Origin of the sequence: Xanthomonas sp. DAR 35659, assembly GCF_041242975.1 — a bacterium.
Classification (GTDB): Bacteria; Pseudomonadota; Gammaproteobacteria; order Xanthomonadales; family Xanthomonadaceae; genus Xanthomonas_A; species Xanthomonas_A medicagonis.
Map to the genome: position 1 here is coordinate 646,011 of NZ_CP162488.1, position 22,160 is coordinate 668,170.

The 22,160-nt window shown below is 68.9% G+C and carries 18 protein-coding genes; 9 read left to right on the forward strand and 9 right to left on the reverse strand.

The annotated features are described in order from the left end of the window. Positions 1-17: 17 nt before the first annotated feature. The 3 genes from AB3X07_RS02875 to rpsU form a co-directional block, all read right to left on the reverse strand. On the reverse strand, positions 18-932 hold the full coding sequence (locus AB3X07_RS02875; protein ID WP_369942572.1) for a YihY/virulence factor BrkB family protein: 915 nt from the start codon (positions 930-932) through the stop codon (positions 18-20). Between the two features lie 126 nt (positions 933-1,058). After that, entirely contained in the window at positions 1,059-1,505 is a 447-nt protein-coding gene (locus AB3X07_RS02880; RefSeq protein ID WP_369942574.1) for a GatB/YqeY domain-containing protein, read from the reverse strand. Between the two features lie 253 nt (positions 1,506-1,758). Then, positions 1,759-1,974 carry a 30S ribosomal protein S21 gene (rpsU, locus tag AB3X07_RS02885; protein WP_003465342.1) on the reverse strand — a complete coding sequence of 72 codons (216 nt, stop codon included), beginning with the start codon at positions 1,972-1,974 and terminating at the stop codon, positions 1,759-1,761. Positions 1,975-2,095: 121 nt separating this feature from the next. On the opposite strand from rpsU, the gene tsaD reads away from it, so the two are divergent. The 7 genes from tsaD (at position 2,096) to AB3X07_RS02920 (ending at position 10,918) form a co-directional block, all read left to right on the forward strand. Continuing rightward, a complete protein-coding gene (tsaD, locus tag AB3X07_RS02890; protein ID WP_369942576.1) occupies positions 2,096-3,175 on the forward strand; it encodes a tRNA (adenosine(37)-N6)-threonylcarbamoyltransferase complex transferase subunit TsaD in 1,080 nt (359 codons plus the stop codon). Between the two features lie 203 nt (positions 3,176-3,378). Continuing rightward, positions 3,379-3,738, forward strand: coding sequence for a dihydroneopterin aldolase (folB, locus tag AB3X07_RS02895; protein ID WP_369942578.1), 360 nt, complete (start codon positions 3,379-3,381; stop codon positions 3,736-3,738). Positions 3,739-3,855: 117 nt separating this feature from the next. Next, complete coding sequence (locus tag AB3X07_RS02900; protein ID WP_369942580.1) at positions 3,856-5,304, forward strand: circularly permuted type 2 ATP-grasp protein; 1,449 nt, start codon at positions 3,856-3,858, stop codon at positions 5,302-5,304. Continuing rightward, positions 5,304-6,245 (forward strand): alpha-E domain-containing protein, encoded by a 942-nt coding sequence (locus AB3X07_RS02905; RefSeq protein WP_369942582.1) that lies wholly within the window; start codon positions 5,304-5,306, stop codon positions 6,243-6,245. The genes AB3X07_RS02900 and AB3X07_RS02905 overlap by 1 nt, the downstream gene beginning before the upstream one ends. 310 nt (positions 6,246-6,555) lie before the next feature. Continuing rightward, positions 6,556-8,730: a glycoside hydrolase family 3 N-terminal domain-containing protein gene (locus AB3X07_RS02910; RefSeq protein ID WP_369942584.1), complete on the forward strand. Its 2,175-nt coding sequence runs from the start codon at positions 6,556-6,558 to the stop codon at positions 8,728-8,730. A 420-nt stretch (positions 8,731-9,150) separates the two neighbouring features. Continuing rightward, positions 9,151-9,594, forward strand: a complete 444-nt coding sequence (gene yiaA / locus AB3X07_RS02915; protein WP_369942586.1) for an inner membrane protein YiaA — start codon at positions 9,151-9,153, stop codon at positions 9,592-9,594. 181 nt (positions 9,595-9,775) lie between these two features. Continuing rightward, positions 9,776-10,918, forward strand: coding sequence for a PQQ-dependent sugar dehydrogenase (locus AB3X07_RS02920; protein WP_369942588.1), 1,143 nt, complete (start codon positions 9,776-9,778; stop codon positions 10,916-10,918). 406 nt (positions 10,919-11,324) lie between these two features. Here AB3X07_RS02920 and AB3X07_RS02925 read toward each other — a convergent pair whose 3' ends face one another. After that, positions 11,325-11,630: a hypothetical protein gene (locus AB3X07_RS02925; RefSeq protein ID WP_145708708.1), complete on the reverse strand. Its 306-nt coding sequence runs from the start codon at positions 11,628-11,630 to the stop codon at positions 11,325-11,327. 215 nt (positions 11,631-11,845) lie between these two features. Here AB3X07_RS02925 and AB3X07_RS02930 point away from each other — a divergent pair, with 215 nt between their 5' ends. Continuing rightward, positions 11,846-12,358, forward strand: a complete 513-nt coding sequence (locus AB3X07_RS02930) for a hypothetical protein (protein WP_369942590.1) — start codon at positions 11,846-11,848, stop codon at positions 12,356-12,358. 42 nt (positions 12,359-12,400) lie between these two features. On the opposite strand, the gene AB3X07_RS02935 is transcribed toward AB3X07_RS02930, so the two are convergent. From AB3X07_RS02935 to AB3X07_RS02955, 5 genes are all read right to left on the reverse strand, one after another. After that, positions 12,401-12,898 carry a hypothetical protein gene (locus AB3X07_RS02935; RefSeq protein WP_369942592.1) on the reverse strand — a complete coding sequence of 166 codons (498 nt, stop codon included), beginning with the start codon at positions 12,896-12,898 and terminating at the stop codon, positions 12,401-12,403. A gap of 135 nt (positions 12,899-13,033) precedes the next feature. Next, on the reverse strand, positions 13,034-14,326 hold the full coding sequence (locus AB3X07_RS02940) for an APC family permease (protein ID WP_369942594.1): 1,293 nt from the start codon (positions 14,324-14,326) through the stop codon (positions 13,034-13,036). Then, positions 14,323-15,078: a L,D-transpeptidase family protein gene (locus AB3X07_RS02945; RefSeq protein ID WP_369944634.1), complete on the reverse strand. Its 756-nt coding sequence runs from the start codon at positions 15,076-15,078 to the stop codon at positions 14,323-14,325. The genes AB3X07_RS02940 and AB3X07_RS02945 overlap by 4 nt, the downstream gene beginning before the upstream one ends. 1,396 nt (positions 15,079-16,474) lie before the next feature. Continuing rightward, on the reverse strand, positions 16,475-17,578 hold the full coding sequence (locus tag AB3X07_RS02950; RefSeq protein ID WP_369942596.1) for a dipeptide epimerase: 1,104 nt from the start codon (positions 17,576-17,578) through the stop codon (positions 16,475-16,477). After that, a complete protein-coding gene (locus tag AB3X07_RS02955) occupies positions 17,575-18,969 on the reverse strand; it encodes an SH3 domain-containing protein (RefSeq protein WP_369942598.1) in 1,395 nt (464 codons plus the stop codon). Before AB3X07_RS02955 ends, AB3X07_RS02950 begins: the two co-directional genes overlap by 4 nt. A 378-nt stretch (positions 18,970-19,347) precedes the next feature. On the opposite strand from AB3X07_RS02955, the gene AB3X07_RS02960 reads away from it, so the two are divergent. Beyond that, positions 19,348-22,140: a TonB-dependent receptor plug domain-containing protein gene (locus tag AB3X07_RS02960; RefSeq protein WP_369942600.1), complete on the forward strand. Its 2,793-nt coding sequence runs from the start codon at positions 19,348-19,350 to the stop codon at positions 22,138-22,140. Positions 22,141-22,160 lie beyond the last annotated feature (20 nt).

Here is a 22,160-nt window from a genome sequence, read left to right on the forward strand (position 1 = left end):
AATGCAGCGTCGCGCGGCTACAGTTGCGGCGGAATCGCCGTGATCGCGCTGGCGTCGATGCCGGCGGCGGCCAGCGTGCGCCGCGAGCGCAGGCGCTCGTCGATCACCGCGGTGATCAGCGCGCCGACGAAGAACACCACGGTGGCGTAGTAGATCCACACCAACAGGATCACCAGCGCGCCCATCGAGCCGTAGGCGCTGCCCGGCGCCGCGGTGGCGATGTACAGGCCGATCGCGTAGCGGCCGGCCACGAACAGGCAGGCGGTGATGGCGCCGCCGATCACCGCCTGGCGCCATTCCACGCGCCGGTCCGGCAGGTAGTGGTAGAGCACGGCGAAGGCCAGCACGTAGATCGCCAGGGTCGAGACGTAGCCCACCGCGGGCAGCAGCGACGGCATGCGCGCGAACAGCACCTGCACCACGGTGGTCAGGATCATCGAGATCAGCAGCAGGAAGCCCAGCCCCAGCACCACGCCGAAGGAGAACACGCGCTTCTTCAGCCAGGCCATGATGCCTTCCAGGCGCTGCTTGTCGGTGCGGAAGATCAGGTTCAGCGCGTTCTGCAACTGCGCGAACACGGCGGTGGCGCCGATGAACAGCAGCAGGGTGCTCCACAGCCCGGCCAGCGAACCGATACTGGGCTGGTTCCTGGCGTTGTTGAGGACGGTCTGCGCCACTTCGCGCGCGCCGTGCCCGGCCAACTGCCCGATCTGTTCGATGAAGGCCTGCTGCGCCTGCGGGTACAGCGAGGCGGTCAGCCACAGCAGCAACACCAGCAGCGGCGCCAGCGACAGCAGCGCGTAGAACGACAGCGAGGCAGACTGGGTCATCACGTCGATCTCGACGAAGCGCCGCACCAGCGCCGCCGGCAGGCTCTGCTGCAGGCGGTCGAGATGTTTTTGCAGACGGGTCGGCGACAGTGGCAGGGACATGGGAGCGGCAGGGCCTACGGCGAGCGCGGCATCGCGATGCCGGCCCCGCGCTGCGCGGAAAAGTCGCGGGGTCGCCGGCGTTGTAGCAGCCGGCGGCCGAAAGCCGGGTGAAGCCCGGCGCCGGGATCAGCCGGCCAGGTGCTGCTTGACCAGCACCGAGACCTGGCCCATGTCGGCCTTGCCGGCCAGCATCGGCTTGAGCACGCCCATCAGCTTGCCCATGTCGGCCGGGCCGCTGGCGCCGGTCTGCGCGATCGCCGCCTGGATCGCGGCGACGATCTCGGCGTCGCCCATCTTGCTCGGCAGGTAGCGTTCGATCACCACGATCTCCTCGCGCTCGACCGCGGCCAGATCCTCGCGCTCGGCGGCCTCGTACTGGGTCACCGAGTCCTTGCGCTGCTTGACCATCTTGTCCATCACCGCGATCACCGCGGCGTCGTCCATCTCCACGCGCTCGTCCACTTCCTTCTGCTTGATCGCGGCGTTGATCAGCCGGATCACGCCCAGGCTGTGCTTGTCGCCGGACTTCATCGCGGCCTTCATGTCGTCGGTGAGCTGCTGCTTGAGGGTCATGAGGGGCTCCAGGGGAAGAAAAAGAGAGGGGGCATTCTAGGCGCGGCGGTCGTCTTGCCGCCGCGGCAGGGCGGTGACGCAGCCCGGCAGGTGTCGCGGTGGCCGCGTTTCAGGCGGGATGGCCGGCAGCACGGCGGGTTTCCGCCGATTCCGGGACACACAAAAAGCCGGCGACGCTTGCGCGTGCCGGCTTCGTGGGCTTACCGTAGCGGATGCCGAAACCGGCACATTCCGCTACCGCAAACCGCGATCCTCAGTACAGACGCTGGCGCTTGGTGACGTCGCGCGAGGTGCGACGCAGCTGGCGCTTCACCGCGGCAGCGGCCTTGCGCTTGCGTTCCTGGGTCGGCTTTTCGTAGAACTCGCGCTTGCGGGTTTCGGCCAGCACGCCGGCCTTTTCGCAGGTGCGCTTGAAGCGACGGAGCGCAAACTCGAAGGGCTCGTTCTCGCGGACTTTGACGCTGGGCATGGAATCTCCGGGACACAGTGGTGACCGGGTCACGCCCGGCGAGCCGCACATTATAGCGACTGATTTCCCGGCTGCAAGCGGGGCGTTTGCCTGCCGCCGATTCGGCCCCACAATGGCGGCCATGAAAGTCCTCGGCATCGAATCCAGTTGCGACGAAACCGGCGTCGCCGTCTACGACACCGCCTTGTCCGGCGCGGCCGCGCTGCGCGCGCACGGGCTGTACAGCCAGATCGCGCTGCACGCCGAGTACGGCGGGGTGGTGCCGGAGCTGGCCAGCCGCGACCACGTGCGCAAGCTGCTGCCGCTGATCCGCCAGACCCTGGCCGACGCCGGGCTGGACGTGCGCGAACTGGACGGGGTGGCCTACACCGCCGGCCCGGGCCTGGTCGGCGCCTTGCTCGTCGGCGCCGGCGTGGCCCGCGCGCTGGCCTGGGCGCTGGAGCTGCCGGCGATCGGCGTGCACCACATGGAAGGACACCTGCTGGCGCCGCTGATGGAGGATCCGGATCCGGTGCATGGCGTGCCGGCGCCGCCGTTCGTGGCGCTGCTGGTGTCCGGCGGGCATACCCAGTTGATCGCGGTGGACGCGATCGGGCAGTACCGCCTGCTCGGCGAGACCCTGGACGATGCCGCCGGCGAGGCCTTCGACAAGACCGCCAAGCTGATGGGTCTGCCGTATCCGGGCGGGCCGCAGTTGGCCGCGCTGGCCGCGCAGGGCACGCCGGGGCGGTTCCGTTTCGCGCGGCCGATGACCGACCGCCCCGGGCTGGATTTCAGTTTCTCCGGGCTCAAGACCCAGGTGCTGCTGGCCTGGCGCGGCAGCGACCAGAGCGAGGAAACCCGCGCCGACATCGCCCGCGGCTTCGAGGACGCGGTGGTGGACACGCTGGCGATCAAGTGCGAGCGCGCGCTGCAGGCCGCCGGCTGCGACACCATCGTGGTGGCCGGCGGCGTCGGCGCCAATCTGCGCCTGCGCGCCAAGCTGCAGGCGATGGCGCAGGCGCGCGGCGGCCGCGCCTGCTTCCCGCGCCCGGCGCTGTGCACCGACAACGGCGCGATGATCGCCTTCGCCGGCGCCCTGCGCCTGCAGGCCGGCCAGCACGGCGACGCGGCGGTGCGGGTGACGCCGCGCTGGGACATGGCTTCGCTGCCGCCGGTGGCGGCAGCGCGGGAATCGGGAGTGGGGAATCGGGAATCGTAAAAGCGGTTCGGCGGCTCCGTCGGCTTTTGCCTTTGCTCTTACCATTCCCTGTTTCCGACTCCCCGTTCCCAGCCCCATGGACATGGCGGCAGCGGGGGAATGGGGAATAGGGAATGGGGCATCGTAAAAGCGGCCCGCGCGGCCCGTGCTTTTGCCTTTGCTCTTACCATTCCCCAATCCCCATTCCCGATTCCCAGCTCCCCATGGATAAAGTCTTCATCGAAGGTCTAGAGATCGACGCGCTGATCGGCATCTACGATTGGGAGCGGCGCATCCGGCAGACGCTGCGCTTCGATCTGGAAATGGGCTTCGACAACCGCAAGCCCGCCGCCAGCGACGACATCGCCGATACGCTCAACTACAAGGCGGTCAGCAAGCGCCTGGTGGAGCTGGTCGAGCAGTCCGGCCATGGCCTGGTGGAGACGCTGGCCGAACGCTGCGCGGCGGCGGTGCTGGCCGAGTTCGACGTGCGCTGGCTGCGCCTGAAGCTGAGCAAGCCCGGCGCGGTGCGCGGGGCGCAGGCGGTGGGCGTGATCATCGAGCGCAGCCGCGACGCCGGCTGAGCGCCGCCCGCGCCGCGCCGCGCGACGCCGCTTGACGCTCATTCCGGTTCCGTGCATGTTGCTGTGCAACGCAGCATCGGGCCATGCGTGCCCGCTGGCGTACACCGACGGGGCGCGATGGACTGGAGCAAGTACCGCACGGCCACTTACGACGAGCTGATCCAGGCCGATGGTCAGCCGCGTCCCGCCGCCCGCCGCGTCATCGAGTACCTGTCCAGCCTCAGCGGCCGCGAACTGTCCGAACGCCAGCTGGCCGCCGATGTCGCCGCGCGGGTCATGGGCATCACCTTCACCGTCTATTCCGACGGCCGCAACGTCGACCGCACGCTGCCGTTCGACCTGATTCCGCGGGTGATCCCGCTGCGCGAATGGCAGCGCACCGAGGCCGGGCTGAAGCAGCGCATGCGCGCGCTCAATCTGTTCATCGGCGACGTCTACGGCGCGCAGCGGATCATCAAGGACAAGGTGTTCCCGGCGATGCTGCTGGAGCATTCGGTGAATTTCCGTCCGCAGTGCGTGGGCATCGCCCCGGTGCTGGGGGTGTGGGCGCACATCTGCGGCTCGGACCTGGTGCGCGACGCCTACGGCACCCTGTACGCGCTGGAGGACAATCTGCGCATTCCCAGCGGCGTGTCGTACATGCTGGAAAACCGGATGGTCGCCAAGCGCGTGTTCCCGGAACTGTTCGAGACCAGCGCGATCCTGCCGGTGGACGAATATCCGTCGCAGCTCTACGACACCCTGGCCGCGCTGTCGCCGCGTCCGGGCGACCAGCCGGTGATCGCGCTGCTGACCCCGGGCATCTTCAACAGCGCGTATTTCGAGCACGCCTACCTGGCGCAGGCGATGGGCATCGAGCTGGTCGAGGGCGACGACCTGTTCGTCGCCGACGACGACTGCACCTACATGCGCACGATCTACGGGCCGCGCCGGGTCGACGTGATCTATCGCCGGATCGACGATCTGTTCATCGATCCGGAAGTGTTCCACCCCGATTCGGTGCTGGGCGTGCCCGGGCTGATCCGCAGCTGGCGCGCCGGCAAGGTGGCGCTGGCCAACGCGCCCGGCGCCGGCGTGGCCGACGACAAGGTGGTGTTCGCCTACGTGCCGAAGATGATCCGCTACTACCTGGACGAGGAGCCGATCCTGCCCAACGTGCCCAGCTACCTGTGCCACGATGACAAGGACCGGCAGTACGTGCTGGAGCACCTCGACGAGCTGGTGGTGAAGCCGGCCAACGAATCCGGCGGCTACGGCATGCTGATCGGGCCGCGTTCGACCAAGCGCCAGCGCGACGAGTTCCGCCGGCTGATCCAGGCCGATCCGCGCAACTACATGGCGCAGCCGACGCTGGGCCTGTCCACTGCGCCGATCGTGACCGAGGCCGGTCCATCGGCGCGGCATCTGGACCTGCGTCCGTTCATCCTCTCGCGCGAGGACGTCTACGTCACCACCGGCGGCCTGACCCGGGTGGCGATGGAGGAAGGCTCGCTGGTGGTCAATTCTTCGCAGGGCGGCGGCGCCAAGGACACCTGGGTGGTGGACCTGGACGAGGAGGCGGACTGATGCTCTCGCGCGTCGCCGACAACCTCTACTGGTTCAGCCGTTATGTGCGCCGCGCCGAGACCACCGCGCGGCTGGTCGGGGTGGGCAGCCTGCTGCAACTGGACCTGCCGCGCTCGGTGCGTTTCGCCTGGCGGCCGATGATCGACACGGTCGGCGCTGGCGAGGTGTTCAACCTGTGGTTCCCGAACGCCGGCGACGACGTCGGCGATGCCGACGTGGTGCGCTTCCTGCTGCTGGACGAGCGCAACCCGTCCTCGCTGCGCAGTTCCGCCCGGCAGGCGCGCGAGTTGTTGCGCAGCATCCGCGACACGCTGCCGCAGGAGGTGTGGGAGGCAGTCAACGACCTGCACCTGCACATCGACGCCAACGGCGAGCGCAGCGTCGGCCGCCGCTACCGGATGGAGTTCCTGACCCACGTCACCGACGCCTGCCTCAAGGTGTCCGGGCTGCTGACCGCCAACGTCAGCCGCGATATCGGCTTCCAGTTCCTCCGCCTGGGCACGGCGATCGAGCAGGCCGACATGACCACGCGCATCATCGATGCCGGCGCCTCGGGCCTGATCACGCCGCGCCAGGCCGACGATCTGGAGGCGTACCAGAACATGCAGTGGATGAGCGTGCTGCGCTCGCTGGCGGCCTACCAGATGTACCGGCGCCACGTGCGCCAGCGCGTCACCGGCGAACATGCGCTGCGCTTCCTGCTGCAGAACCACGATTTCCCGCGCAGCGTGCATTTCTGCCTGAGCCGCGCCCAGCACATCCTGCCGACCATGCCGCCGCGGCCGGCGGTGGAGCGCGCGCTGATGCGGATCAACGGGCTGGTGCGCAACGCCGACCCGGCCTATCTGGCGCGGCACAATCCGGCCGAGTTCATGGATGAGATCCAGACCCATCTGGGCCATCTGCATATGGCGATCGCCGAGGCCTACTTCAGTTCGTGAGCGCGGCGGCGACGCGTCGCAGGGCGAGTGAGACGCAGTCGGGCCTACAGACAGCATCTGGACACGGATGCTTCCGGGTGGCGACGCCCGGCCGGAGCGTCGGCGGTTGGGGTCGCCGCAGCGGCGGGCGCGCAAGCGCCGCAAACCGCTGGAGCAGAGGGATTCGGGAGCGTATGGTGGCGCCGCGCGCAGGCGCCGCGGCGGCGGTAGACAGTTTGCTGAATAGGCGGTTCCGCTTTGGAAATTTGCGCTTTCGCCAGGCCGGAGAGCTAGAATTGGCGGCTATGTAAACGTTTTCTCAAAGGACCCCATGGCTTCGGATCGTATCGAATCGCTCATCGCCCGCATGACCGTCGAAGAGAAGGTCGGCCAGCTCGGCGTTTTCGCCGACATGGTGCGCCCGTTCGCGCCCGACGTGAATCCGGAAGCCAACGTCCGCAATGCAGACGAGGTGCTGCAACAGGTGCGCGCCGGCCGGGTCGGCTCGCTGTTCAACGGCGTGGGCACGGAACTGGGGCGGCGTATCCAGCAGGTGGCGGTGGAGGAGAGCCGGCTGGGCATCCCGGTGATCCTGGCCGCCGACGTGATCCACGGCATGCGCACGGTGTTCCCGATCCCGCTGGGCGAGGCCGCCAGCTTCGAACCGGAGCTGGCCGAGCGCACCGCGCGCGCCACCGCGATCGAGGCCACCGCCGCAGGCCTCCACTGGACCTACGCGCCGGCGGTGGACATCGCCCGCGACCAGCGCTGGGGCCGCGGCGCCGAGGGCGCCGGCGAGGACGTGGTGCTGGGCTGCGCCTTCGCCGCCGCGCGCGTGCGCGGCTTCCACGGCCCGGACCTGCGCGCCGACGACGCGCTGCTGGCCACGCCCAAGCACTTTGCCGCCTACGGCGCGGTGGCCGCGGGCATGGAATACGCCAGCGTCGACATTTCTCCGCAGACCCTGCGCGACGTGCACCTGCCGCCGTTCCAGGCCGCCTTCGGCGCCGGCGCGCTGGGCGTGATGACCTCCTTCAACGACATCAACGGCGTGCCGGCCAGCGCCAACCACGAACTGCTGACCGAGATCCTGCGCGGCGAATGGAAGTTTCCCGGCGTGGTGATCTCCGACTACACCGCCGACATGGAACTGATCGCGCACGGCTACGCCGCCGACGAGCGCGACGCGACCAAGAAGGCGTTCCTGGCCGGCATGGACATGAGCATGCAGAGCGGCTTCTACGCCGCGCACCTGCCGTCGCTGGTGGAGGATGGCGAAGTGCCGATGGCGCTGCTGGATGCGTCGGTGCGTCGGGTGCTGGAACTGAAGGAAACGATCGGGCTGTTCGACGACCCGTACCGCTCGCTGGACCCGCAGCGCGAGGCCGACCAGTCGCACATCGCCGCGCACGATGCGCTGTCGCGCGACGCGGCGCGGCGCTCGATCGTGCTGTTGAAGAACGACGGCGACGTGCTGCCGCTGCGCAAGCGTGGCCAAAGAATCGCGCTGATCGGCCCGTTCGCGCAGGACCGCGAGAACATCGAGGGGTGCTGGACGCTGTTCGGCGACAAGAGCCGCTACGTGACCCTGGAAGCGGGCGTGCGCGCGGCGCTGGAGGACGCCGATGCGTTGACCGTGGTGCCGGGCTGCGGACTGGAAGCGCCGCTGGACGGCGGCATCGAGGCCGCCGTCGCCGCGGCGCGCGCCGCCGACGTGGCGGTGCTGGCGCTGGGCGAGCCGCAGCGTTACAGCGGCGAGGCGCAGTCGCGCACGCAGATCGTGCTGCCGCCGGCGCAGCAGGCGCTGGCCGAGGCGGTCGCCGCCACCGGCACGCCGCTGGTGGTGCTGCTGCGCAACGGCCGCGCGTTGGCGCTGCAGGGCGCGGTGCGCGACGCCGCGGCGATCGCGGTGACCTGGTACCTGGGCACGCAGACCGGCCCGGCGGTGGCCGACGTGCTGTTCGGCGACTACAACCCGTCGGCGCGGCTGCCGGTCAGCTTCCCGCTCGATCCGGGCCAGCAGCCGTACTTCTACAACCACGCGCGCACCGGCCGGCCGGAACTGCCGACGATGAGCGAGTTCAAGGCGCGCTGGCGCGAGATCCCGAACGCGCCGCTGTATCCGTTCGGCCATGGCCTGAGCTACACCCGCTTCGCCTACGGCGCGCCGCAGCTCGATCGCAGCCAGTTGGGCTGGAACGACACGCTGACCGTGACCACCCGCATCGACAACGTCGGCGAGCGCGCCGGCGAGGAAGTGGTGCAGCTGTACGTGCACGACCGCGTCGCCAGCCGGGTGCGCCCGGTGCGCGAACTGAAGGGTTTCCGCAAGGTGCGGCTGGAGCCGGGGCAGGGCGTGGACGTGGTGTTCACCCTGGACCGCCGCGCGCTGGCCTTCAGCGGCCGCGATGGCCGCTGCGAGGCCGAGCCCGGGCTGTTCGACCTGTGGGTGTGCGCGTCCTCGGCCAGCGGCGAGCCGATCAGCTTCGAGCTGCTGGCCGGCTGAGTCGCACGTGCCGATGGCGAAACGGGGCTGCCGCTAGCCCCGGAGAACGCCAGGTGTCCGTCGGCAGTCGAGGTGAGGCGCGTCGCGCTTGGACATCGACGCTCGTGTCCGTGTCGGCGCTCTGCCAGGACCCATGTGCGGGTCTCGGTGTGCGACACCACGGTAGCGCGCCGCTACCGGCGGTAATGAGGCCGCCGGAGAGGCCGGGAGCAGCGCCGCATGCCACATCAATTCGCATGCGCGCCGACCGGGCCGGCGTCCGGCAGCGGGCGGTATCCGGCGTGCCGCCGCGCCGGCCCTGATGCGCCGCTCCCTACTTTGCTCTACCTTATGCATTCAGGTTGCGATGCATGGATGCGCTGTGGCGCACGCCGGTGCACGCGTTGGTCTCGCGTCTTCTCTCATCGAAAGGATTTCCTCATGCAAGCTGCGCACAAGACGTCCGCTGCGTTCATTGCCGCCTCCTGGGCTGGATTGTTGCTGGGCACGGGCGCCTTCCTGATCGGCCTGTGGAATGCCGAGATGCTGCTGAACGAAAAGGGCTACTACTTCACGATCCTGCTGTTCGGCCTGTTCGCCGCGGTCTCGCTGCAGAAGAGCGTGCGCGACCGCGTGGAAGGCATTCCCGTCACCGGCCTGTACTACGCCATCTGCTGGTTCTCGGTGATCGCGGCGCTGGTGCTGTTGGCGGTCGGCCTGTTCAACGCCACCTTGCTGCTCAGCGAGAAGGGCTTCTACGCGATGGCGTTCGCGCTGAGCCTGTTCGGCGCGGTCGCGGTGCAGAAGAACACCCGCGATTCGATGGCCACGCCGCACGCCGGCGCGCGCCGCGTGGGTGACGCGGTGCCGCCTCCGCTGGAGTGATGCAGCACCGGGCGATGCGCGCATCGCCCGGGGCATGGTGTGGTTGCCGCATGCGCAGGTGGCGATCCGTGTTCGCCGCGGTCATGCACGTGATCGCCGCCCCGCCTTGGCCGCTGCATGCTTGCCGTCCACGCCGGGTTTGCTAGGTTCGGCCTTCGACCCCATCCGACAGGTGCGCGCCATGCAACGTTCTTCCCTCTGTTTGGCTTCTGTAGCCTTGACGCTGGCCGTGTCCGCCGCGCACGCCGCGCCGGCGGCCAAGACCGCCGAACGGCGCGCCGATTGGCCGTTCTCGGCGACGCCGTTCGCCACCTTCGACGAGCCCTGGGCGATGAGCTTCCTGCCCGACGGCAGCGCCCTGGTCAGCGAGAAGCGCGGCACCTTGAAACGCTTCGATCCGGTCAGCGGCCGCACCGGCACGGTCAGCGGCGTGCCCACGGTCGCCTACGGCGGCCAGGGCGGTTTCGGCGACGTGCTGCCGCATCCGGCCTTCGCCCGCAACGGCTGGGTGTATCTCAGCTACGCCGAGGCCGGCAGCGGCGGCACCCGCGGCGCCGCGGTGGCGCGCGCCAAGCTGACCGTGGACGGCAATGGCGGCGGCGCGCTGTCGCAACTGAAGGTGATCTGGCGCCAGCAGCCCAAGGTGAGCGGCGAAGGCCATTACGGCCATCGTCTGGCGTTCGGGCCCGACGGCAAGCTGTGGATCGGTTCCAGCGAGCGGCAGAAGTTCGATCCGGCGCAGGACATGAGCGGCAACCTGGGCAAGATCGTGCGCCTCAACGACGACGGCAGCGTGCCGGCGGACAACCCGTTCGCCAGCCGCGGCGGCGTGGCCGCGCAGGTGTGGTCGCTCGGTCATCGCAACGTGCTCGGCCTGGCCTTCGACGCGAAGGGGCAGCTGTGGGAACACGAGATGGGCCCGGCCGGCGGCGACGAACTGAACCTGATTCAGCACGGCGCCAACTATGGCTATCCGATCGTGTCCAACGGCGACCACTACGACGGCCGCCCGATTCCCGACCACGCCACGCGCCCGGAGTTCGCCGCGCCCAAGGTCAGCTGGACGCCGGTGATCTCGCCGGCCGGCTTCGTCGTCTACAACGGCAACACCTTCCCGCAGTGGCAAGGCAATGGCTTCATCGGCGGCCTGTCGTCGCAGACGCTGGTGCGTATCGAGTTCAACGGCCAGACCGCGCGCGAAGCGGCGCGCTACGACATGGGCAAGCGCATCCGCGAAGTGGAGCAGGGGCCGGATGGGGCGTTGTGGCTACTGGAAGACGGCGCGGGTGGGCGTTTGCTGAAGTTGCAGCCGGAGGAGAGTTGAGCGAACGCGCAACTCGTTTGATGGGATGGTTGCGTGGCGCGTCGGCGCGGCTTGGCGCTGGTGAGGTTCGGAGGATCGCTGGCCTCCGCGGCAGGTTGCCGGCCTGCCTCTCTTCCGCCGTCCGGTGATGGTGCGGCTGCGAGTGAAGTTTTGCGTGCCGTCCGGGTGTCTGTCGCGGCTGAAGCCGCTCCTACAGGGGCGTGGCTGGCGCAGATAGACGCGTGACTTCGGGTTGCGCGAGAGCGGGGGTGTAGCGAGCGATGGAGTTGCGCAGTCGAGCAACTCACATCGGACGTGTCGGAGAGGACGCTCCTTCCGAGCTAGCGCCGCACGCTATCGGCGAGAGACAATCCGGGCGCGCAACACGGCATGCCGCGTCATCGGCATGCCAGCGCCGTAAACGCGGTCAATCCTGGCCAGCCCGTTCCCAGGCACGGCGTACCGCGTGGCGCGCCTTGCTCCAACTCAGCGTTTGCGAACCCTTGTTGTTGTCCCAATCGCGGTGCAACTCCGCCTCGACCTGTTCGTAGGCGCGGGTCAGGTTGCGGATGCGTGCCTCGTGGCCTGCATGATAGGCCGGCTCGTAGTCTTCGAAGCGCTCGCCTTCGCTGTAGTAGGGCTCTTCCGCGAAGCGCTCGCGCCAGTACTGCGAGACGAGGCTGCGGTCGTCGTCGTTGGGTTCGCGGCCGGGGATCTGGTAGGGAACGCTCATTGCTAGGCTCCTTGGGAAACTGGCCTCCGACCGTAGCGACCGCGCCGTTAATGCGGCTCCAGCGCCGCGTGATCGGGGCATGAAGCGCGTGGCGGGCGGCGGAGGCGTGGCGCCCTCGTCGGCCCGACTCTCACGCAGGCCGCCGCCACCGCTGCGCGCCGTGCGAGGAATGGATTACGATCCGGCAACGTCGCCCGTCTTCATCCAGGTTCGTCATGGCCGCTACCGGTATCGCGCTGCTCACTCCGTACCTGGCCACGGCCGGCATCGGCTGGCTGTATTACCGGCGGATCCGCCGCTATTTCGGCCGCCAGCCCTGGCAGCCGCGTCGGACCGTGGCGCGGATGGTGATCCTGGCGCTGGCAACCGCGGCGCTGAGCTACCTGGCGGCGATGCTGCCCGCGGTCCGGCTCGGCATGGTCGTGGGGGCGCTGGCTGGCGCGGCCCTGGGGGCCGTCGCCTTGCGCCATACGCATGTCGAGGTGAGCAACGGCCAGCGCTTCTACACGCCCAATCCCTGGATCGGTGCCGGACTCAGCGTGCTGCTGCTCGGGCGCCTGGCCTGGCGCTGGGCCAGCGGCGCGTTTTCCGGCGGTAGCGCGCAATCGATGCAGAACGCCAGTCCACTGACCCTGGCGATCGCCGCAGCGCTGATCGCGTATTCGCTGGTGCATACCGGCGGGCTGTTGCTGCGCATGCGCGCGCTGGCGCAGTCACCGCGTCCCTGACAGGCGGACACCGCACGCGACACCGGTGCGGTCCGTTCGCGCCTACTGCGCCGCTGCGGCGGATTCGTAGGGCAGGGCGGTCGCGCCGGCGCCGCGCAGCGCCGCATCGGCGGCGTCCAGCTGCGGTGCCTCGCCTTCGATCACCACCAACACGCGCCCGGCCTCGATCTCTTCCTCGAAATTGCGTCGCACCGGATCGGGGACGGTCGCGCCGACCAGGGCCGAGGACCAACTGCCGACTAACGCGCCCGCGATGGCCATGACCCCGGCACCGGCCAGGGTGATGCCCAGTGGCGGCACCGCGATCGCCGCCAACCCCGCGAGCAGGCCGGCCGCGCCGCCGCCGACCGCGCCGCGCGCCGCGGCCGGCAAGGTGTCGGTCTTGACGTCCTTGCGCTCGTCCGGAATCGCGTCCAGCTCGATATCGCTGCGCGCGATCAGCGACAGGTCGTCGTTGTCGATGCCGGCGCCGCGCGCCGCTTGCAGGGCACGGGTGGCGGTCGCCACGTCGGGGGCGCTATAGACACGGCGTAGCTTCATCGCGAACTCCGGCATCGATCGAGGCGGATGTGCAGGGTCGAAGCGACGCGGTTACTCGCGCGTGACAGCGGCGCAAGGCCGCGTGAAGGCGCCAGCGCCGCGCCGTGGTGGCGCGGGTCGGCGTGTCGGAGTGGGCTACGGCGTCTTGCGCGGGAAGCGATACAGCAGCGCCCCGATCAGCAGCGCCACGCCGGCCGCGGCCAGGTTCTGCCAGCTGGCGCTGAGCAGCAGCGCCAAGGCCAGCAGCAGCGCCGCCAGCGGGATCAGCGGGCCGCCGGGGAGGCGCAAGGCGCCGGGCCGGTCGCGATAGCGCCGTGCCAGCACCAGCACCGCCGCGGCGGTGCCGATGTAGGCGAACAGGCGCGTGACCATCGACAGCAAGGCCAACTGCACGAACGTGCCGGACAGCGCCAGCGCCAGCGACAGCACGCCCTGCAGCACGATCGCCGCGGCCGGGGTGCGGAAGCGCGGATGCACCCGCGCCAGGAACGCGGGCCCGTAGCCGTCCTGTGCCAGCGCGAACAGGAAGCGCGGTCCCAGCATCACCGTGTTGCTGGTGGTGCCGAGGATGGAGATGGTGGCGCCGACGGTGAGCAGCAGCGCCAGCGCCTCGCCGCCGAAGCCGCTGGCGGCGTCGGCCAGCGGCGTGGCCGACTGCGCCACGTTCGTCAGCGTGCCCTGCGCGACCACCTGCACGGCCGCGTAGATCAGGGTGACGGTGACGATCATCGTGATCAGCGCGAACGGCACGTCGCGGCGCGGGTTGCGGTACTCGCCAGCGGCGGCGGGGATGTTCTCGAAACCGGCGTAGGCGAACAGCAGCAGCAAGGCCGCCTCGCCCATGTTGCCGAAGTCGCGCGGGTCCGGCGCCTTGCCCGAGAACGCCCACGACCAGTCCACGTAGAACAGGCCGATGGCGACGAACAGCAGCAGCGGGACCAACTTGCCGATCACCAGCGCCACGCCGGTCCGCGCGGCCGATTTCACCCCGATCACGTTGATGGCGGTGAGCAGGCCGAGCGAGCCGGCCACGATCGCCAGGCGCACGCCGCCGCCGGCCGCGGCCGGCCAGAATCGCACCACCGCATCGGCCAGGCCGTTGCTGAGCGCGGCGGCCGAACTGATCCGGGTCAGCCAGATCATCCAGCCGATCTCGAAGCCGGCGAAGCGGCCGAATGCCTCGCGCGCATACAGGTAGCTGCCGCCCGGCTCGTCGAAATAGCTGGCGGCCTGCGCGTAGCACAGCACCAGCAAGCCCACCGCCAGTCCGGCCAGCAGTACCGCCCACAGGCTCAGCGGCCCGAGCAGGGCGGCGGTGGCGGCGGGCAGCAGATAGATGCCGCTGCCGATGACGTCGTTGATGGACAGGCCGACGATCTGCCAGCGGCTGACCGCGCGGACCAGGCCCGGCTCGGGCGTGCCGCTCATGGCGCCGGTTCCAGCGCGGGCAGGGCCCAGGCGGTGCGCAGGCGCGCGTAGTCCTGGCGCGGCAGCAGCACGAACAGCGGCGCGGCGCCGGGTTGCAACCAGGCGAGCAGGCGTTGCATGTCGGAGGGCTCCATCGCGGTGCAGCCGGCGGTGGCCTCGCCTTGCGCGCGCCACAGGTGGGCGAAGATGCAGCTGCCGGCGCCGGGCTGCGCCTGCGGGTTGTGGCCGATCACGAAGCCCTCCCGGTAGCGGCGGTCGCCATCGTGATGCAGGTCCAGGCGCATCGGTTCGGTGGAGCCGGCGACCGCCTCGGCGCCGACCCGGTCGGCATCGACGATGCGGTTGTACAGCGGCGAATCGGGCACGTCGATGCAGTAGCTGCTTTCCCGCATCGGCTGGTACGGCAGCGCGCTGTCGATGCGCGGCGCGTAGCCGAAGGCCTCGCCGATGGTGAAGATGCCGGCCGGGCTGCGGCCATCGCCTTCCCGCTTCTGCGGACCGTCGGTCTGCGCGGGGTGCAGGCCGATGCCCCAGGCGCTGCCGTTGCGGCCGAGCGCCACGTCGAAGCGCTGTCCATGCGCGCGCCAGCCCTGCGCGTCGCGCTCGAACGCCTGCAGCTGGCCGCGCGGGCTGTCCCAGTCCGGCGCCACCACCAGCACCAGTTGCCGCGCCTGTTGCAGGGCCTGCGGCGCCGCGTCGTCGCGGGCGGTGCCGGCCAGGCAGGTGCCGGCGACGAGGGCGCACAGCAGCATCAGCGCTGTCTGCCAGATGCGGCGGCCTGCGCTGGCCTGCGTCAGGGCGGACAACCGCGGGAACTTCGGCATGCGCATCTCCGGTCGCGATCGGGCGGGGCGGGCCCCGCTCGTGGGTGTCGTCAAGTGTTGGCGGTGGTCAGGGTTGTGTTGGCATCCAGTCTCGGTACGAGGCCTGGCGGATGCCGCCATGTTGCACGTTACAACAGTTGCTTGGGAGGTGGCGGCGTGTCGTGCGCTTGGGCGCGCTACGGTGCGCTTGCATGCGTTGTTGCTATGCGGTGTTCGTCGTTGGTGGGCATTGCGGTATGGCGAGCTTGGTGGATCGATTTCAGTGAAGTGGCGATGTGATCCGTGGACATTGCGTTGCTAGGTTGCCTATGGACCTTCGCCTGTCGTTGATCCTGTTCCCGCATATGCCATTGTCCTGCCGCTGCCGCTGCCGCTGCCGCTGTTCTGTTGCTCGCCTTGTTGTTGGCTGTTGCTTTTGATCTTCCGGGTTCGCTTCCGTAGCGGCGAATAGGGTGGGAAAAACCCCGCAGGGGCGGCGCACATGGATGTGCGCCGTTCGCGGCAGGGGCAGGATGCCCCTTCCGCGAATCCCGACCTATTCGCGGACCCGGAGCGCGCAGCGCGGAGGGCGCGGAGGCAGGGTGTGCTTGACCAGCCTTCGGCTGTGGTGAAGCGCTTCTTTTGGTTACTTTTCTTTGCACAAGCAAAGAAAAGTAACTCGCCGCAAGGCGAAAGCTTTGCACTTGCCCTTGCTCTGGCTGTTGTGTGCGGAGCAATTAATGCCCTGTAGGAGCGGCTTCAGCCGCGACTGATACTTTCCGGGGAATGCCTCGGTCGCGGCTGAAGCCACTCCTACAAAAAGCACCAGCAAAAGCAACACGCAAAAGCCAAGCTTCCGCCTGGCGGCGGGTTACTTTTCTTTGCTCGTGCAAAGAAAAGTAACCAAAAGAAGCGCTTCACCACAGCCGAAGGCTGGTCAAGCACGCCCTGCCTACGCGCCCTCCGCGCTGCGCGCTACGGGTCCGCGGATGCACCGGGGATCCGCGGAAGGGGCATCCTGCCCCTGCCGCGGACGGCGCACATCCATGTGCGCCGCCCTTCGGGTGTTTCCCCGGTCCATCCGCCGCTGCGGAAGGGAACCCGGTAAGTCAAAAGCTAAAGTCAAAGACTAAAGGCACAAGCAAAGGCACAAGCAAAGGCACAAGCAAAGGCACAAGCAAAGGCACAAGCAAAGGCACAAGCAAAGGCACAAGCAAAGGCACAAGCAAAGGCACAAGCAAAGGCACAAGCAATAGCGCCACTGGCGGACGGAAGGCGCAGCGAAACATGAGCAGGGCAAGCGCCACCGTGCGCGGACATGCCATGCCCGCACCGGGCCTCCCCACTATCTGCGCGGCGGCAGCAGTTCCAGCCCGCGAATCTCGCGAATGCCCAGGCCCGGCGCATCGGTGATGGTGATTTCCGATTCGTTGAAGATCACCCCGCCGTCCACCGGGTCGAACAGGCACAGCGACGGGCCGTCCAGGTCCACCTTGGTGATGACGTCCGCCCTGGCCGCCGCCAGGTGCACCGCCGCCGCCACGCTGATGCTCGACTCCAGCATGCAGCCGATCATGCACGGCACCCCGTACGCCGCCGCGATATCGGCGATGCGGATCGCGTTGGAGAGCCCGCCGGCCTTCATCAACTTGATGTTGACGATGTCCGCGGCGCGACGCTGCAGCAGGTCGATCACCTGCGCCGGCGCGAACACGCTCTCGTCGGCCATCACCGGCGTATGGACCCGCTCGGTGACGTACTTCAGCCCCTCGATGTCCCATGCCTTGACCGGCTGCTCCAGCAGTTCCAGCACCACGCCCGCATCTTCCAGCACGCGCATCGCCGACACCGCCTGCTTCGGCGTCCAGCCCTGGTTGGCGTCCAGGCGCAGCGAAGCGCGGCCTCCGACCGCCGCGTGGATCGCCTTCACCCGTTCGATGTCCACGGCGACATCCTTGCCGACCTTGATCTTCAGCGCACTGAAGCCGCGCGCGAGCGCCGACAGCGCGTCGGCCACCATGACGTCGATGGCGTCCACGCTGATGGTGATGTCGGTGCGGATGGCCGGCGTGCCGCCGCCGAGCAGCTTGTACAGCGGCGCGCCGTACAGCTGCGCCCACAGGTCGTGGATCGCGATCTCGACCGCGGCCTTGGCGCTGCTGTTGCGCTGCAGCGCGCCCTGGATCAGCCCGGTGAGCCGGTTGAGGTTGGCGACTTCTTCGCCGATCAGCCGCGGTCTGATGAAGCGGTCGATCGCCTCGATGATCGAGCCATGGGTGTCGCCGGTGATTGGCGCGGTCGCCGGCGCTTCGCCGTAGCCGATGTGGCCGCTGTCGGTATGCACCAGCACCACCACGTCCTCGACCGCGTCCACGCTGCGCAGCGCGGTCTTGAACGGGGTCTTCAACGGTACCCGCAGCATGCCCAGTTGGAGGTCGGTGATCTTCATTCGCGGGCGATCGGGCGGACGCGTTGGATGCGGGTGATGCGGTCGATGAAGGGCGTGCCGTCGCTCAGCAGCATCGGCTCCAGCGGCGTCACCGACACGCCGTTGAGGCGCACGCGCTGCAACTGACTGGAAGCGTCGCGATAGCTGGCGCCGGCCACGTCGTGGATCACCCAGGTGTGTCCGCGATCGTGGCCGATCACCATCATCACGTGGCCGGGGATGTACACCAGATCGCCGACCTGCAATCGCGCCAGGATCTGTTGCCGTTGCGCCAGCGGCGCCGCGGCGGTGTACGCCACGCTGGCGAGGCTGGGGCTGCGCGCCTGGTCGCCGGTGTTGCGCGGCAAGGCCACGCCCAGGCTGCGATACACATCGGCGACGAAGCCGCTGCAGTCGCGCGCGTCGTAGTCGTTGCCCCAGCCATAGCGCTCGCCGAGGAACTTGAAGGCCTGCTGCAGCAGGTTGCGCTGGGTGGCCGGCAACGGCCCGGTGGCGACGTCGGCGCCGCGCGGCACCAGCGCTGGCGCCAGGCCCAGCCGTCCGTCCTCGCCACGCAATGGCAATTGCACCACGTACGCCGCCAGCGGCGACTGGCCATTGACCGTTTGCTGCGCCGGCCACTCCTCGCGCAGCGGCAGGGCGCTGCCCATGTCCAGCGCGACCTGCGATGCGGCCGGCAGTTCAGGAGTGAACGCAGTCAGCGCGCGCGCGCCGGTGACCACCAGCCGCGGCGTGCGCCGTGCGTAGTCCAGCACCGTTGTGCGCTCGCCTTCGGCGACGCGGTCGCGTTCGATCCAGGCCGCATAGTTCGGCGCCAGCACGAACAACCACCGACCATCGCGGCTGGCATGCAGGATCGCCACCGCGGTCCCGGGATACAGCGCCGACTCCTGGAAGCGGTCGATGTCGTGGTCGTCGCGACTGCCGAACGCACGTTGCCTGGTGGGGAAGGTGCGCAGCGCGGCGCGGCGTACCACCAGCGCGTAGCGTGGCGTGACCTCGGCAGGAATCGCCTCCACGGCCAGCGCCGACTGCAGGGAGGCCAGCCGCGCGGTGTCGAGGACGATGCCGTCCGCGTCGTAGAGCGTGCGCGTCGGCGTCGCCGACAGCGCCAGCATCTGCGCGCGCACCTGCGCGGCGCTGTAGCGATCGGGCAGCGCCTGCAGATCGTGCATGGAGGCATCGTGGCGCAGCAGGTGTGCATTGAAGGCCTGCACCTGCGCCGCGTCGAGCAGCGGACCTTGCGCGGCGGGCAGGCGCGCGACCCAGTAGTCGGCCTGCAACTGGCGGGCTTGCAACTGGAAGGGCACCGCCTGGTCGGCGCCGGCGGCCAGCAGCGGACCGCTCAGCGCCGCGGCCAGCAGCAGGCACAGGCCACGCATCGTGTTCATCGCACCCCGGAAATGGAAACAACCGCGACGGCTGCGCGTCGCGCATCGGCATAGTGTTTTTCTCGCTCCGGCTTGTCAAGAATGCTGGATTGACACGCCGTTTTGCGCCGTGTTACACCCAAACGACAGGAGCGAGGAACCGGCGCGGACACGCGCCGGTTCCGCCAGCAGCGAGACGAAGGCCCGCCAGTTCGGGCGCACGTCGCAGGGGGCGCCGTTCGGAACGCATGCCTGGGGGAAAACACGAGGTGGAGGCGGCCGCGATAGCGCGGTCGTGCGCCATGTCGTTCGCATGGGTGCCAGGGGAAGGCGGCCGGCTGTCGGCCCGCGTCGGCTCGGTCACCGTCGTCAGCGTCGTCGATTGCAGGAGAGAGCCGCGTGCCCAGCCGAGTTCAGCGTTTCCGTATCCCCCATCGTCCTTCGCGCCTCGCGCTCGCGTTGCTGGCCGGATGCGCGCTGCCGCCGCTCGCCGCCGCGCAGGACGGCGCCAGCACCACGCGCGACCTGGACAAGGTCACCGTGACCGGTTCGCGCATCGCGCGTTCGCAAGTGGAAGGCCCGGCGCCGGTGACCGTCATCACCGCGCAGGAGATCCAGAAGCAGGGCTTCAGCACGGTGTGGGAATCGCTGGGCACGCTGACCCAGTTCAGCGGCAGCGCGTTCAACGAAAGCGACCAGACCGGCAGTTCGCCCAATGGCCAGTACCTCAATCTGCGCGGCCTGGGCCCGGGCTACCAGTTGATCCTGCTCAACGGCAAGCGCCTGGCCGATTACCCGCAGTCCTACAACGCCAACGGCACCGCGGTGAGCCTGGGCAGCATTCCGGCCGCGGCGGTGGAGCGCATCGAGGTGATGAGCGGCGGCGCGTCGGCGATCTACGGCTCCGACGCGGTGGCGGGCGTGGTCAACATCATCACCAAGCACGATTTCAGCGGCGACACGCTACGCCTGCGTGGCGGCACCACCACGCGCGGCGGCGGCGATACCGGCCAGTTGCAATGGAGCGGTGGGCGCACCGGCGATCGCTGGAGCCTGACCTACGCCTTCGAGCGGCTGGACCGTGAGGCGATCGTCGCCAGCCAGCGCGACTTCCTGGATTCGTACTACGACCATCCCGGCAACAAGGCCGACCCGGCCAGCCCCAACGCCTCGATCTCCGGCGTCTACCTGCGCCGCGGCACTACCTATCTGTGGCCGAGCGGCGGCACGCTGTCGACGTCGGCCAGCGCGCTGGAGGCGGCCTGCGCGGCGACCAATCCGGCGTTCGCGCCGTACAAGACCGCCGACAGCCTGGCCGCGCCCAATCGCTGCGGCGCGTTCGGCTACTACGAAGGCCGTTCGGTGCAGAACGGTTACGGCAAGACCTCGGCCTACCTCTCCGGCAGCTTCGATTTCAGCGAGACCTTCACCGGCTACGCGCAGGTGCTGGCCAACCACTCCAAGGACGAAAGCTCCAGCCAGACCCATTACTACATCGGCGAAGGCGCGTTCACCGTCTACGATCCGACCCTGGGCCTGGTCACCGCGCAGCGCATCTTCCTGCCTTCGGAAGTGGGCGGGATCAAGAACATCGAATACGACGAGAAGTCCTGGAACCTCAACGCCGGTGTGCGCGGCAAGCTGTTCGACGGTCGTTTCGACTGGGATGCGAGCGTGTCGATGTCGCGCTACGACATCACCACCCGGCGTCCGCGCTTCCTCACCAACGCGGTGCGCGACTACTACATGGGGCCGGTGCTGGGTCACCGCCCCGACGGCACCGAGATCCGCCAGTTCTACACCGACAGGCTGTTCGCCCCCGGCAGCGCGGCGCTGTACGACCAGCTCACCACCGACGTGGTCAGCCGCGGCGAATCCAGCACCGACCAGGCGCAGTTCGTGTTCAGCGGCGACCTGTTCGAACTGCCGGCCGGCATGCTGCAGATCGCCACCGTGCTGGAGGCGGCGCGGCAGAAGTACGACCTGGCCCCGGATCCGCGCACCACGGTGGATTACACCGGCCCCGAGCGTATCTACAACCTTACCCAGACCCCCGGCGGCGGCCCGCGCGACCGCTACGCCGCCGGCGTGGAACTGCGCGTGCCGATCCTCAGCCGGCTGAGCGCGACGTTGGCCGGGCGCTACGACAAGTACGACGACATCACCGCGGTCGACGATGCCGCCACCTGGCAGGTCGGGCTGGAGTGGCGCCCGTTCGACAGCCTGCTGCTGCGCGGCAGCCACGCCACCAGCTTCCGCGCGCCGGACCTGTTGTGGATCTATGCCGGCACCAGCGCCAACAACCCCACTGTCACCGACGAATACCTGTGCCGCCGCGACGGCCTGGATCCGCTGTCGGTGGCCTGTTCCAGCGCGCACGAGTACCAGACCTTCTCCACCCAGTCGTCCAATCCGCTATTGGAGGAGGAGAAGGGCAAGTCGACCACGCTGGGCTTCGTCTGGGACGTGCTGCCGGCGCTGTCGCTGAGCGCGGACTACTACCGGATCGAGCTGAAAGGCCGGGTCGAATCGATCTCCAGCGAGACGCTGCTGGAGAACAACGCCAACTGCCTGCTCGGCCGCGATCGCGCCGGCAATGCGGTCGATACCGCTTCGGCGGCCTGCCAGTTCTACATCCAGTCGGTGACCCGCAGCCCCGGCACCGACCTCACCGCCGAAGGCCAGATCACCGCGTTCGAGACCTTCCCGATCAACCAGTCGTTGATGCGCACCGACGGCGTGGACGCGAACCTGCGCTACAGCTTCGACCTCGGCGACTGGGGCGCGTTCGGGCTGCAGGCCGGCTATACCCGCGTCCTGAAGATGGAAGTGGCGCAGTTCGCCGGGGCCAAGCCGGTGGACGTGATGAACGACGTCGACTACCTGGCGTTTCGAACCCGCACCAACTGGCGTGCGAACTGGAGTGTCGGCGACTGGTCGACCAGCCTGTACGGCTATCGCTACGGCTCGCGTCCCAACTACGCCGAGAGCGGACGCGTGGCGCCATACGTGATCTGGAACGTGGACATCGCCAAGCGGATCACCGACAAGGCCACGCTCGGCATCAGCGTGCTCAACGTGTTCGACAAGATCCATCCGCGCGACGATACCTACACCGCCTGGCCGTACTTCCCGCGCGTGTACAGCGCGATCGGGCGGCAGCTGTACGCCAACTTCACCTACACCTTCTGAGCGTACCGGTGCGCGACGAG

Excerpts from the sequence above, each read along its gene's own strand:
- yiaA (WP_369942586.1), top strand. The coding sequence starts at position 9,151 with ATGCAAGCTGCGCACAAGACGTCCGCTGCGTTCATTGCCGCCTCCTGG.
- AB3X07_RS02945 (WP_369944634.1), bottom strand. The coding sequence starts at position 15,078 with ATGCTGCTGTGCGCCCTCGTCGCCGGCACCTGCCTGGCCGGCACCGCC.
- folB (WP_369942578.1), top strand. The coding sequence starts at position 3,379 with ATGGATAAAGTCTTCATCGAAGGTCTAGAGATCGACGCGCTGATCGGC.
- tsaD (WP_369942576.1), top strand. The coding sequence starts at position 2,096 with ATGAAAGTCCTCGGCATCGAATCCAGTTGCGACGAAACCGGCGTCGCC.
- AB3X07_RS02905 (WP_369942582.1), top strand. The coding sequence starts at position 5,304 with ATGCTCTCGCGCGTCGCCGACAACCTCTACTGGTTCAGCCGTTATGTG.
- AB3X07_RS02935 (WP_369942592.1), bottom strand. The coding sequence starts at position 12,898 with ATGAAGCTACGCCGTGTCTATAGCGCCCCCGACGTGGCGACCGCCACC.
- AB3X07_RS02940 (WP_369942594.1), bottom strand. The coding sequence starts at position 14,326 with ATGAGCGGCACGCCCGAGCCGGGCCTGGTCCGCGCGGTCAGCCGCTGG.
- AB3X07_RS02925 (WP_145708708.1), bottom strand. The coding sequence starts at position 11,630 with ATGAGCGTTCCCTACCAGATCCCCGGCCGCGAACCCAACGACGACGAC.
- AB3X07_RS02950 (WP_369942596.1), bottom strand. The coding sequence starts at position 17,578 with ATGAAGATCACCGACCTCCAACTGGGCATGCTGCGGGTACCGTTGAAG.
- AB3X07_RS02880 (WP_369942574.1), bottom strand. The coding sequence starts at position 1,505 with ATGACCCTCAAGCAGCAGCTCACCGACGACATGAAGGCCGCGATGAAG.
- AB3X07_RS02875 (WP_369942572.1), bottom strand. The coding sequence starts at position 932 with ATGTCCCTGCCACTGTCGCCGACCCGTCTGCAAAAACATCTCGACCGC.
- AB3X07_RS02955 (WP_369942598.1), bottom strand. The coding sequence starts at position 18,969 with ATGAACACGATGCGTGGCCTGTGCCTGCTGCTGGCCGCGGCGCTGAGC.
- AB3X07_RS02920 (WP_369942588.1), top strand. The coding sequence starts at position 9,776 with ATGCAACGTTCTTCCCTCTGTTTGGCTTCTGTAGCCTTGACGCTGGCC.
- AB3X07_RS02930 (WP_369942590.1), top strand. The coding sequence starts at position 11,846 with ATGGCCGCTACCGGTATCGCGCTGCTCACTCCGTACCTGGCCACGGCC.
- rpsU (WP_003465342.1), bottom strand. The coding sequence starts at position 1,974 with ATGCCCAGCGTCAAAGTCCGCGAGAACGAGCCCTTCGAGTTTGCGCTC.
- AB3X07_RS02900 (WP_369942580.1), top strand. The coding sequence starts at position 3,856 with ATGGACTGGAGCAAGTACCGCACGGCCACTTACGACGAGCTGATCCAG.
- AB3X07_RS02910 (WP_369942584.1), top strand. The coding sequence starts at position 6,556 with ATGGCTTCGGATCGTATCGAATCGCTCATCGCCCGCATGACCGTCGAA.